The 12,922-nt window shown below is 35.5% G+C and carries 8 protein-coding genes; 2 read left to right on the top strand and 6 right to left on the bottom strand.

Annotation, left to right across the window (positions count from 1 at the left end; all coding sequences use genetic code 11):
- Positions 1-4: 4 nt before the first annotated feature.
- Entirely contained in the window at positions 5-490 is a 486-nt protein-coding gene (locus VB264_RS00140) for a DinB family protein (protein WP_323245999.1), read from the top strand.
- 149 nt (positions 491-639) lie between these two features.
- Here VB264_RS00140 and VB264_RS00145 read toward each other — a convergent pair whose 3' ends face one another.
- The 6 genes from VB264_RS00145 to carB all read right to left on the bottom strand — a co-directional run bounded on the left by VB264_RS00145 (position 640) and on the right by carB (position 11,331).
- The gene (locus VB264_RS00145) at positions 640-2,169 is read right to left on the bottom strand and encodes a hypothetical protein (protein ID WP_323246000.1); all 1,530 of its coding nucleotides are present in this window, start codon (positions 2,167-2,169) and stop codon (positions 640-642) included.
- Complete coding sequence (locus tag VB264_RS00150) at positions 2,156-2,707, bottom strand: RNA polymerase sigma factor (RefSeq protein ID WP_323246001.1); 552 nt, start codon at positions 2,705-2,707, stop codon at positions 2,156-2,158. The genes VB264_RS00145 and VB264_RS00150 overlap by 14 nt, the downstream gene beginning before the upstream one ends.
- A gap of 88 nt (positions 2,708-2,795) precedes the next feature.
- Entirely contained in the window at positions 2,796-4,049 is a 1,254-nt protein-coding gene (locus VB264_RS00155; RefSeq protein ID WP_323246002.1) for an Ig-like domain-containing protein, read from the bottom strand.
- Between the two features lie 58 nt (positions 4,050-4,107).
- Positions 4,108-5,295 carry a PepSY-like domain-containing protein gene (locus tag VB264_RS00160; protein ID WP_323246003.1) on the bottom strand — a complete coding sequence of 396 codons (1,188 nt, stop codon included), beginning with the start codon at positions 5,293-5,295 and terminating at the stop codon, positions 4,108-4,110.
- Positions 5,296-5,491: 196 nt separating this feature from the next.
- Positions 5,492-8,200 (bottom strand): CHAT domain-containing protein, encoded by a 2,709-nt coding sequence (locus VB264_RS00165; RefSeq protein ID WP_323246004.1) that lies wholly within the window; start codon positions 8,198-8,200, stop codon positions 5,492-5,494.
- A gap of 290 nt (positions 8,201-8,490) precedes the next feature.
- Positions 8,491-11,331, bottom strand: a complete 2,841-nt coding sequence (gene carB, locus VB264_RS00170; RefSeq protein WP_309914302.1) for a carbamoyl-phosphate synthase large subunit — start codon at positions 11,329-11,331, stop codon at positions 8,491-8,493.
- Between the two features lie 446 nt (positions 11,332-11,777).
- Between carB and VB264_RS00175 the strand changes: the two genes are divergently transcribed.
- Entirely contained in the window at positions 11,778-12,854 is a 1,077-nt protein-coding gene (locus VB264_RS00175; protein ID WP_323246005.1) for a DUF5694 domain-containing protein, read from the top strand.
- Positions 12,855-12,922: the final 68 nt, after the last annotated feature.

Below are 12,922 nucleotides of genomic sequence, written 5' to 3' on the forward strand. Positions count from 1 at the left end.
CAACATGCAATTAATACCCTTCCTACAAAAAGGCTTTGCGCTGTCAAATAGTAGAATCACTAAGCTGGCTAGTTTAATTAATCAAGAAGAAGCCTTTTTTCGTCCTTATGATAAGGTAAACCATTTTACATGGGAGCTCGGACATTTAACTTTTGTTAGGAATACTATTATCAAATTATTGAATCCATCTGAAAAACTTTCAACTTTTCATAACGAACGTATAACCTTCGCACCAGGCACAGCACTGTTGGAGGATGAAATGTATCCGCCCTTGGATAGTCTAGTAGCTACTTTTCAACAAAGAGGTGAAAGAATTATAGCCTTATTAGCTGAGATAAACCAAGAAAGATGGGATATCGAAAGTCCTTATAAATTGCCCGCAGGAAATACAGTGGGCGACCAAGTTTCATTTTTTCTCCTACATGAAAACACACATTATGGAGAGATGAGTTATTTGAAGAATATTATCGTTAGGTTGAGAACCGAATAATTTAAAGCTGAGGAGTGAGCCTTTCAAAAACACACTCCTCAACTAATATTACAATTTACTAACTTCACTACTAAACAGAGCCACTACCATAGCTACAACTATGATTACTACACAAGCTAATCCTTTGCAGAAAAATTTTAAACAGTCTCTCATCTTAATTTGAAGTTTATCCCAATATTGAATCCAATTTTATTGGGCTTTATTAATAATAACGAATTTGAATCACTCTGTTGATTCAGTGAATAACTGAAGGTTGGCTCAATAAATAAATAAGCATTATCGCCTATTTGTCTGGTAATACCATAAACTATATTAGCAAAACCATTGAATTGGTTACTCCCATTAATTTTGTAAGCTCCCTCCACTCCTACATTCACATAATGCGAAAGCGACTCGCCTCTCAGAAAAGTATATTGCAATTCTACTTTAGTACCTAAATAGTAAGCAGACTGTGAATACACTTTTTTAATTTCTGCAAAACTTACATCTACTCCCGTATTGTCAGGCGACTGTACCACTAATGAATCTGTACGTACCTGATAACTAAAACTATGATTGGTTTTGGTAAAAGTCAGCCCCGTTCTAAGCTTAAATCTGTCTGATAAAGTAAATACTAAACCTGCCTGTGTGTAAAAGCCCAGTCTGTCAGCATCATCATTTACGGCTATTTGATGCACATAATTAGCGTCGTTTCCATTAGCAGTAATGGTATAGTAATTAATAAGTGGCATCGCACTTACATACCATTCTAATGGTTTAGATTCTTTAAAATATACAGTAGGCTTAGGCCCACGATATCTTATTTTAGGTGTCCTGAAATGATTAGAAAAAGGATGATACTCTTTTGAATCAAGTGCAGAGAGCATCTTAAAACGGCTTCCCGCTACTTCACTTAATTGATTATTAGTACTTACTGCATTATCATTAATCGTGTTGTTTGTTCTATCTGAGAATACAGCAGAACGCCCCTTTGTATTGCTTTTGTTAAAGGAATATTTCTGAGTATTATTATTTATTGCATTGCCTTGTTGGTCTCCAGCACCTGATAATTCACTTTGATGATTATCTGTGGGTGTAATAGGTGGTACTTCGCCAGTATCAGTTTTATTCCCCTTTTTAGCTTTTGAAACTACCTGCTTTTTATAAGAAACTATGGCTTCTTTTTCAACAGTTATAGCTTCTTTTTTACTGATATTCCCCAATTTAGCTGTATTTATCTTTGAAGATATACCTACTGATTCTTCTGCTAATTCATTACTATTCGTAGCATCAGTAGGGTTTTTAGCTATGTTTTTTGATGACAAAGTACTTATATCTTCGGTAGGTAAATCTTTCGCTATATTGTCTGGTTTATTCGTTTCAACATTACTGTGTTTATTTTCCTCAATACTTTTCTCTGCTTCTTTCTGACTATTTACGAATTTTTCGACAGGTTGTTCTATCTTGGCTTCACTATCATTATTCATTTTAGAAGGCAATAAGTACACCCCTATGCCCGTCAGTAATAACAAGACAGCCACTGCGGCAAATTGCCAATATGGTATTTTCCTTGCTGGATTAGCAGGAAGTTGAGGCTCTATTGCTTTCCAGAGTTTATCGTTTGGTTCTGACTCAAAATCAAACAAGTTATCTCGGAAAAGGTCCTCAAAAGGATCTTTATCTTTATCAAGTGCGCTCATAGCTGATAATTCCCAGTTGTTTTAGTTGCTTTCTAAGCAGTTCTTTTGCTCTTGAAAGCTGTGATTTTGAAGTATTCTCGCTCACACCCAACAGTTCCCCTATCTCTGCATGATTATAACCATCTATCACATAGAGGTTGAAAACCATGCGGTATCCATCAGGCAATTGGTTAATCAGCGCAAGAAGTTCTTCACTTGTAAGTGTTGAAAATAGGTTGGGGTAATCATCATTGCTTAGTACAATATTTTCATAGTCTGTATTTTGTTGAAATTTTAAATTAGCATGATAATAATTGATGGCAGTATGTATCACGGCCTTTCTAACCCAAGCACCTACGGCTTTGGGGTTTTCCAGGGAATGAATATTATTAAATATCTTCACAAATGCTTCTTGGTAAATGTCTTCGGCTTCCTCGGGCGTGCGAGTATAACGACGACAAACACCCATCAACTTGCTTTTATACAGGTTATAAAAAGCAGTTTGGGCTTTGCGGTCGTTTTTTTGGCAGGCTTTGACTAATTCCTGTTCGTTGAGCATTTAGTGAGTTTTATTAAATGATGAATTGTTTAAGGAGAATACACCATTTATACAAGGTTTATGGGCTGACTCTTTAAAAATTTATCATTTATTTTTTTATTCTTATGGTAAAATTGGCTTTCAGTATCTCTCCATTAGTACTGGTAATAACATACTTAAATTGATCATTATACTCTTTGCCATCTTGTTGTTTAAGCTTGTAAAAAAGCTTTTTGTCTTCAATGCGTATCACTCCATAAATGGGTTGGGTTTCAATAGTTATATTTTTTATACCTACACAACTCGCCAAATATAATCTATAAGGAAGTTCAACCTCTGAACTTTGTACTTGACTAGCCGACAATTCCATTTCTCCATTTTTTAAATAAGCCTTACAAGCAGGAATTGTGCGAATCAATATTTCGACAAACATTCTTTGTGGATTATTCCCGTTTTTGTCATAAATCGTGTATTCTAACAAATCGTTAGCATCTTGCTTGATTGTCTGGCTGTATTCAATTTCCGAATTGGCATTTACAGTTGCCTTGCCAAACTGTGGATTAATCGAAACCTTTAGGCTCTTTATATCGTAATCATCACAAATTTTATCGTTGTCCAACACTTTAATTTTCTGTACTGAAGTATCGTATTTATCAACCACAATGACATCTGGAATCAAAATATTTTTACACCAATTGCCTTGTACGTCTACCCTAACACCGACAATCCTGCAAACTGGATTACTGCCACCCGTGCATATTTGATAAAAGAAAATATCATCTTGATTTCCACTATTTGGCGTATAAACAATCTTATTTTTAATAATTTCTACCGTTCCAAAAGTAGGTTTGTCTAAAATGGCTAATGAACTAGAATCCACGATGGCATTACAAAAACGGTCGTTTTTCAATACATCCAACACCGTTGGCGTATTTACTTTTACCGTAAATAAATCTGGGATGGCTCCAGCATTACACGGAATCTTATTGTTATCAGAAGTAATATTTACTTTTATGGTATCGCGTTTAATTGCGTTACCATTTGTCATCTTATAAATCAGCAATTCCGATACTTCGTTTTTCGTAGAATCTGACTTATAAACTAGATACCCTGTTTTTGAAAAAGAATATTTGCCATATTGAGGCGCACTTTCAATTTTAATGGAGGTATATCCTGATGATTTCAATAGTACTTTAAGATCAATAGCAATAAAATTATTAGGGGGTGTGTAATAATTTTTTGTATCAATCAACGAAATAGTAGTTGTGGTTGGTTTTATAGTGGGTTCGACTTGAATAATTTCGTCGCACGCACAAACCAAACATAACACCATCATAAAAAATATTCCTACAAAAATTCTCATATTATTTTCAAAACAGAACAGTTGTGGTTAGTCACTCCTACAACTGTTCTGCCTTTTACTATTTATCTTTTTTAGCTGCTATAAAAGCACCATTCTTATCAAAATAAACATAGTATTTGTCTGTACCAAAGGTAATAACCACTAGATAAGCCTGTGCTACATCATTTTTTAATGTAATGCTCCCTTTATTGAATACCCAGCCAACATATACTTTATTCAAATAATCTTTAATTACCTGCGGAAGGTCATTGGCAGATGCAATGCTCTTTTCTTCAAATTTAGGAACTGTTGGTAATTTCGGTTCTAAAACACTGATAAATTTACCACTTCCATCAAAATTGAGGGTAGCAATTTTACCGTCTTTTGAAATAGCCACCGTATAAGAATCTGGTAAGGTATCTTTTAAAATAACAATTCCTTTCTCATACTTCCATCCTGAATAATTAGTACTAAGATAATCTTTAATTGCCTTTGGTAGTTCTGAATCCTTTAAAGTTTTAACTTCAAGCTTCGGCAATTTCAATTTTATCGCGTTCTTACTTTTCAACGTACCTGCACCATCAAAGGTTAATTCATACAACACATCGCCAATTTTTGCTGAAACAAAAAAGGTCTTCGTTCCATCAGCATTAGTTTTCACAAACGCCCTTTCAAATTCATAGCCGCTCAACTGACTTTGAATATTGGCTGGCAAATCTGTCAAACTCACTGAATACGTTTTAGGAGCATTTTTTGGATCAGGCTTTTGACTTTTCGGTTCTGTGAAAGAAGCCACAAAAGTACCCGTTGCATCGAATAGTAACGTTATTCTTTGGTCATTGAAAACTATCAAAATTTTGTAAGCATCCTTACCGTTGGCATCTTTCCCTACCCCTACTTTTTCAAGCTTATAACCTTTGTAATTCGTTTCTAAGTATACTTTGATGGCATCTATCAAAGCGGTTTTAGTAGTATCTGCCTTGACAGTATAGGTACTTAAAATTTTGCCTGTAGCCGCAACTGTAGCTTCGTGGGCAACACCGTTTACTGAAAAATCGCAACCATATACTTTATTTGAATCAATCGTTGTTACTAAAAGTTCTGTAGCCGTTGGGTAGTCTTGTTTAATTACTGCCGAAACCTTGGCTGCTGCTGCCGCATTGGTTGTTGCTTGGCTTTGGCTCTGTTGATCAAGATTTATGTTTTCTTTACAGCTCGTTAAAATGCCCGTCAATGCGAATGCAAAGACAAAAAGGATTTTTTTCATAATTTCACACAAATTTGGATTACACTTTGATTGAAAAGTTAAAACTGTTTTCCCCTAATTTTTTGATCAGGAAAGTCAAGGGAAGATTTGAGATGCATTTCAAAGAGATAGACAACCCAACCCAATAAAAGGGTTGCATGAACCAAAAATAATTTGCAAAAGAAGGAAAAGAAAAAGCTGTTTATCAACTACTTAGTTAGCTCTTGATAGTATGACGTTTAAATTTCTTCCAGCCTATAAAAGCCAGCACCAAGCATACAACAACGCCCAGCACATACCACATAGTATAAGATGAATTTAAAGCTGATGCATCGCCCACCAATACGGCCCCTGCCCAAAAAGTAGGTAATTGATTTTCACCTGTTTGACTTTGTAAGAAGGCTATTTTAGCTTTCTGAAGGGCTACGTCTTTGGTAAAACCTTCAGATAAGTATTGATAAAATAATTCATTTAAGGAATAGGTGGCTCTGTTTTCCACACTCCAAAGCGTTGTTAAAGTAGCAGGAATGCCTAATGTAGCAAAACCTCTGGACAAGCTCAGAATGCCTTCGCCCGTGGCATTTCTTCCTACTGCCGTTTTGCAAGCTGATAATACTAATAATTGCGTTTTGAATCTGTTCAATACGCCCAATTCTGATAGTTTTAGAACAGAATCGGCAAAGTAAATCATCGGTTCTTGGTCGCTATTATCTGCTTGGGCGTGGGTGTATAAATGTACAATCTGATAGTTATGGGCATTATTAAAGAATGTTTTTTTATCAGCACTCTGATTGATAAAGGTTTTTCCGAAATAGAAAAAATCGGACACTTTTGATAAAGATTTATCCGAATCTGTCAGTTCTGTCTGATTCAAGTTTTTTTGGTAAGCTACAGGTGCCATTCCAAAGAATTTCTTTGTCAGGGAGAAGCTTTCATTACTAATATTTTTCAGTAAAAATTGTACTGAATAAGTATAGCTAATTGCATAATCTTTCAGTAAATATTCAGATTTTCTGGAAGACTTACTCATGGCTTCAAAAGGTAAAAAATATCCATCCTGTGCGATGATTACCCTACCTTTGGGGACATCTAGTTTAGCAAAAAGTTGTTGATATAATTGATTCCCTACTTTCAAAAAACCTGAGAAATCAGCATTAGCTTTTTGATTATCGGCACAGTAATTCAAAAATGCTTTTGAATTTTCTTCATAATTTACCAACGAAATCTTCTGTAAATAGGCTTGGTCTGGTAATACTTTCATGGCATAGATGGCCTCATTGCCTACAAAATATTCTATTAGGCAAATGTCTTCCTTCGTAAATTGTGTAGGTTTTTTAAGGTATTTTTTCACATCAGCCAAGCAAGCCGTTGTAGTGTCGTATTTATATTGATAGTAAGTCGGATTTTTGAGTTCTAAGCTTTTAATAAAAGCCGCTTGCTCTTCTTGGGCCTCTAATAATTGATTTTGTAAGATTGTATTTTTAGCATTTTTGCTATTTTGCCCTACTAGCTTCGTATTATACTCCGTGATTTTTTGCTGTAATGATTTCTCTTTTTGTAAATCTTCAGGCGAAAGTTGTTGCTTGGCACTTAGTTCATTGAGTCGGTCATTTAGCAAGACAGCCTTACTTTTCTCGAAAAAATAAAAAGCTTTTTCGTAGTTCTTTAACAGGTAACAGGTTTCAATTGCTTGTTCATAAAGATGATGTGTTTTATTTCGCCAATAAAGTTTCGATTCTGTTCCTGAGTGTTCAAAACGCATTAAATCTACCAACTGATCGGCTACGATGTAGGTTTTCAAGGCATTCCTTAAATAATCTTTCCGTTGTGTGGCTTTGTGATATTCCAGCCAAGTATCTGCTTTATCTTGCAGAGTAGTGAGCAAATAAGATTTAAAGTCGGCGGCTTGTAATGATTTGATAGAGGGAATATCTGCCAATTGTTGAGATTTAAAACCGATGGGTGCTACTTCAAAAGCTTTTTGGTAATACTCAAACGCTTTTGGATAATCCTTTTTCTTCCAATACACCGCCGCAATATCATCATAGATAATTACTTTCATGTAGGCATTATCCATTGTTTGCAAGGCCATCAAATAGTTTTGTAGGGCTTGGTCATAGTCTTGCAAATACTGGTAATAGGTAAAACCAATGTCTAAAAAATTCAAAGAGTAACTATAGGTATTGTTACTAAGCTTGTAAAGTTGTTGGCTTTTCCGATAAGATGCGATAGCTTCTTTGTAATGTTTTTGAGCGGTATATAATTGTCCTGCCCAATAATAGGCATAAGGTAAATAACCAAGAGGGTCTTTTTCTTCTAATAATTGTATTACTTCTTTCAGATTATCACTCGCCTTATCGATTTCTGACATCATCGTGAGTGTCTTTACTTTTTCTATCAAACTAAAAGCCAATCCTTCATGATTTTTGGTTTGTTTAGCAAAGCTAATCCCTAAATCTACGCTACTGATGGCCTTTTCAAAATCGCCCATCTTACTAAAGATATTTGCCTTTTGTGCATAGGCTTTTGAAAGATAGTTGGTTTTTTCGAGATTGGTTTTGGCAATAGCAATACACTTATCAAGCTCGTCTAATGATACCTGATAATGCCCTAGCTGGTTTTCATAGCGGGCTAAATAGAAATAATTAACTTCTAAGCCGAAATGATTAACATCAGCTCTGCCAGATTGATTGATTTGAATAGCTTTTTTGGTATAGATAATGGCATTGTCATAATCTTTATCGTTCGCATAGCAATCAGCAATATGTTTTAAGATTGAAGCATAAATGGAATCTTGACCAAAACATTTTTCACTGCTCTTTAACAATGATAGATAGCTTTTTTTTTGTTGAGCAGGAGCTAGTTTTGAGATTTTTTGAAGGGCATTAATGGTTTCATTGCGTGAAGGACAATCTGCCTTCGACAAGTAGGATAAGGATAAAATTATAAGGGATAAAATAGCTTTTCTGAACACCAAAGTAATATTTTTAGGTTTTAAAGAGATAATAGGCGATTAAATTAATACTTAAAACCAAGAAAATAATCATTTCAAAAAACTAATTTTCAGTTGAAAAAAATAAACCCTAGTCTAATGCTCAAGACTAGGGTTTACTATTTATTAACATACCTGATAAGCGAAAAATAATCAACTTTAATGAAGTATTATTTAAAAAATACACGCGGAAAAGTCATTGCTACAGGTTTTTATCCTATCATTTATTTTGACAAGTATAAATTACGTTCTCCGTAAACTTTGCGGAAGAAATCATCTTTTAATGAATCGATGAAGTAAATTGCTTCACCCGTCGATTTCATTTCTGGTCCTAATTCCATGTTTACATTCGGGAATTTATTGAACGAGAATACTGGAATTTTGATAGCATATCCTTTTTTCACTGGGTTGAAAGTAAAGTCTTTTACCTTCGCTCCTAACATTACTTTAGTAGCATAATTTACATAAGGTTCTTGGTAGGCCTTGCAAATAAATGGTACCGTACGTGATGCACGAGGGTTAGCTTCGATGATATACACTACTTCGTCTTTAATGGCAAATTGGATGTTCAATAAGCCTACAGTGCGAAGTGCCACCGCGATTTTCTTGGTATGCTCTTCTATCTGACGAATTACATTGGCTGATAAATCGAATGGAGGTAATACTGAGTGTGAGTCACCTGAGTGAATACCCGCAGGCTCGATATGTTCCATGATTCCGATGATGTACACATCTTCGCCATCACAAATGGCATCTGCTTCTGCTTCGATAGCATTTTCTAAGAAGTGGTCAAGCAAGATTTTATTGCCTGGAATATCTCTTAGAATATCTACTACGTGTTGTTCAAGTTCCTGTTCGTTAATTACAATCTTCATCGACTGGCCACCCAATACATAAGAAGGACGAACCAATAAAGGATAACCCAAAGAACGACCCAATTCTACGGCATTGTCTGCGTCTTCACACACCCCGAATTTAGGGAAAGGAATATCGTTTTCTTGTAATAACGTAGAGAATGCTCCTCTATCTTCGGCTAAATCTAGGGCTTCAAACGAAGTACCGATGATTTTGATGCCGTGCTTAGTAAGTTTCTCTGCTAATTTCAAGGCAGTTTGTCCACCTAATTGTACAATTACTCCTTCAGGTTTTTCATGCTGAATGATTTCGTAAACGTGTTCCCAGAAAACTGGTTCGAAATATAATTTATCCGCAATATCAAAGTCGGTTGAAACCGTTTCAGGGTTCGAGTTAATCATGATGGCTTCATAACCTGCTTCTTTAGCCGCCAAGATTCCGTGTACACATGAATAATCAAATTCGATACCTTGACCGATACGGTTTGGCCCTGAACCTAATACTACTACCTTTTTCTTATCTGTTTTTACTGACTCGTTATCTAAAGTCTCTGAACCTTGCGAGAAAGTTGAGTAGAAATAAGGCGTTTTAGCTTCAAATTCTGCCGCACAAGTATCAACACATTTGTATACACGCTTGATACCTAAGCTATTTCTTTTCTCAAAAACTTCTGATTCTAAACAACGTAGAGAGTAAGCAATCTGACGGTCGGCAAAACCTTTGTGTTTCGCCTCTTCCAATAATTCTTTTGGAACCGAGCTTAACGTATATTTCTCTAAAGTGTTTTCAACTCTTACTAAATCTTCAATTTGGTATAAAAACCACTTGTCGATTTTAGTTGTCTGCTGAATCGTTTTGAAAGAAATACCCATTTTGAAGGCATCATAGATATGGAATAGACGATTCCAAGATGGATTTGCCAAAGAGTGCATAATGGCATCTTGGTCAACCAATCCCTTGCCATCTGCTCCTAAACCATTACGTTTGATTTCAAGCGATTGACAAGCCTTTTGAAGTGCCTCTTGGAAGTTACGACCGATACCCATTGTTTCACCAACAGATTTCATTTGTAAGCCCAACGTTTTGTCAGCACCTTTGAATTTGTCAAAGTTCCAACGTGGTACTTTTACTACTACGTAGTCAAGTGCTGGCTCAAAGAAAGCCGATGTTGTTCCGGTGATAGCGTTTGTCAATTCATCCAAGTTGTAACCAATCGCCATTTTAGCAGCAATTTTTGCAATTGGATAACCCGTAGCTTTAGAAGCCAAGGCAGACGAACGAGATACACGTGGGTTGATTTCGATAGCGATGATGTCGTCGTTTTCTGGATTTAAAGAGAACTGAACATTACATCCACCTGCAAACTGTCCGATAGCGTTCATCATTTTGATAGCCATGTCACGCATTTTCTGATAAATTGTATCAGGTAATGTCATGGCTGGTGCTACCGTGATTGAGTCTCCTGTGTGAATACCCATTGGGTCGAAGTTCTCAATCGAACAAATGATGATTACGTTTCCTAAATTATCACGTAATAATTCTAACTCATATTCTTTCCAACCCATGATAGACTGTTCTACCAGTACTTCGTGTGTTGGCGATGCATGCAACCCTTTGTTTAAGGCTGCATCAAAATCTTTTGGATTGTTTACGAAACCTCCACCTGTTCCGCCCAACGTAAATGAAGGACGAATTACTAATGGGAAACCTGTTTCTTGTGCAATCTCTTTACCTTCCAAAAACGAACGAGCAGTGCGTCCTTTACAAACGCCCACACCAATTTCAATCATTTTCAGACGAAACTTCTCACGGTCTTCAGTAGTTTCGATTGCTTTAATATCAACACCAATAATGCGTACACCATATTTTTCCCAAATACCCGAAGCATCACAGTCGATGGCTAAGTTCAAAGCCGTCTGCCCACCCATTGTAGGTAAAACAGCATCAATTGGCATGCCTTCAGCTTGGTGTTTTTCTAAGATTTCGATGATTGAATTCTTATCAAGGGGTTTTAGATAGACATAATCCGCATTAAGTGGATCAGTCATGATTGTAGCTGGATTGGAATTAATTAAAGCAACTTTGATACCTTCTTCTCGGAGTGAACGAGCTGCCTGCGAACCTGAGTAGTCGAACTCGCAAGCCTGACCGATGATAATTGGACCTGAACCGATAATCAAAACGGACTTGATGGATGAATCTTTTGGCACTTTTTGTATTAGTTTTTGAGTTGGATAGTTTTAATTTAAAGACATTTTTTAAGGTATTTACTTCCCAATGTTCTATCAAGAGAACAATATCCAAGAATTAAAAAAATTAAAACCACTGATTTTGGAAAGCGATTTGGGTAATTTTTGAAGAGATACTTAACTCGGAGACTAGCGTAATGGATAACTATTAACGAATAACCGATAACGTATCCCCAAAAATTGTACAAAGGTAATAGAAACCAACGAAAGTAAAAGGCTAAGATTTCATTTTAAGGATTAATCAAATTTATTCTTTCTTTAGTTACATTTTAACAAACTACTGTTAATTGGATTAATCTAAGACTTTCTGCTTTAAAAATTTATATTATATACTTAAAATATGATATTAATCTAATAAACTTTATCTTTGCCCCATGAAGTGTATTTTAATAAACATATTTTTTCAAATGAAAATCACATTCTTACTTTTCATAAATTTTTTATTTGTTTTAAATTTTGACAGCCTTTCCCAAAAAAAGGTAGAAATATTATTAATTGGGACTTCGCATAATTACGAACTTAACGTAACCAATGATTTTGATTATGTAAAAGAGGCTGTTAGGAACTTCAAACCTGATATTTTTTGTACTGAATACCTGTCAAAAGACAATGAATCTCAATCAGTCATTGAGACCTATTATGGCGAGCGCATGATGCAAAGAAGGGAAATGCTCCTTGCCAAGAATATCATGGCAGAAAAGGAAATTCCTGAAATCATTAAAAAAAGTTACAAAACCTTAAAGGCAAACCCTGATTCTAAACAAGCTAGAATAGATTTAGCCCATGCTTTGTACCTTAGTGAAGACTTAGGCAATGCGCATTATCAGATTTATCAATTGATGAAAGCTGATTTAAACAAAGAAGAAAGTGAATATTTGAGTAATATATTCGATGTAAAAGATTCGCTTATCAAATATACCTGCCGTAAAAACAATGAATATACTAACCTTGTTTTTCCGTTGGCGGTTGAATTGAACATCCAAAAACTATATGGTTTCGATTGTCAACGCTTTGACCCTCTTTGGAATGTAGCTTGGGAAAAATCAGATAGCCTTTATACAGCGTTTGAAGATAAACTAAAAGCAGATACCAACGATTTAAACAGTAAGAAGTCGTTGAAAACGATAGATGCTTTTATGAAAGAATATTATGCAAGTCAAAAAAGACTAAGAGCGGCCTATCAAGAGGGAACACAAATTCATTTTTTCAATACCAAAGAGTTTGATGACCTAGCGGAATGGGGAGATTTTTTAAGAGAAGATATTTATCAATTAGAAGGTTTTCCGACGGAAGCCTACCAAGAGAAAAGAAAGTACTGGCAACAACGCAATGAGCAAATGGTACAAAACACCCTAAAGGCCATCAAGCAAAGTAAAGCTAAGAAGGTAGTGGTTTTTGTAGGAGCTTCACACAGAAGGCTACTCATGCAAATGTTTGAACGAAATCCGAATGTAACGTTGAAAACAATAGATCAAGTTAATTAATCTTCTTTTTTTATCAAACATAATTTTAAAATCATAAAAAAGCGGTCGAAATTAGTTTTTCGACCGCT

Source organism: Arcicella aquatica, from assembly GCF_034928825.1.
Classification (GTDB): Bacteria; Bacteroidota; Bacteroidia; order Cytophagales; family Spirosomataceae; genus Arcicella; species Arcicella aquatica.

Excerpts from the sequence above, each read along its gene's own strand:
- VB264_RS00155 (WP_323246002.1), bottom strand. The coding sequence starts at position 4,049 with ATGAGAATTTTTGTAGGAATATTTTTTATGATGGTGTTATGTTTGGTT.
- VB264_RS00160 (WP_323246003.1), bottom strand. The coding sequence starts at position 5,295 with ATGAAAAAAATCCTTTTTGTCTTTGCATTCGCATTGACGGGCATTTTA.
- VB264_RS00175 (WP_323246005.1), top strand. The coding sequence starts at position 11,778 with ATGAAAATCACATTCTTACTTTTCATAAATTTTTTATTTGTTTTAAAT.
- VB264_RS00140 (WP_323245999.1), top strand. The coding sequence starts at position 5 with ATGCAATTAATACCCTTCCTACAAAAAGGCTTTGCGCTGTCAAATAGT.
- VB264_RS00145 (WP_323246000.1), bottom strand. The coding sequence starts at position 2,169 with ATGAGCGCACTTGATAAAGATAAAGATCCTTTTGAGGACCTTTTCCGA.
- VB264_RS00150 (WP_323246001.1), bottom strand. The coding sequence starts at position 2,707 with ATGCTCAACGAACAGGAATTAGTCAAAGCCTGCCAAAAAAACGACCGC.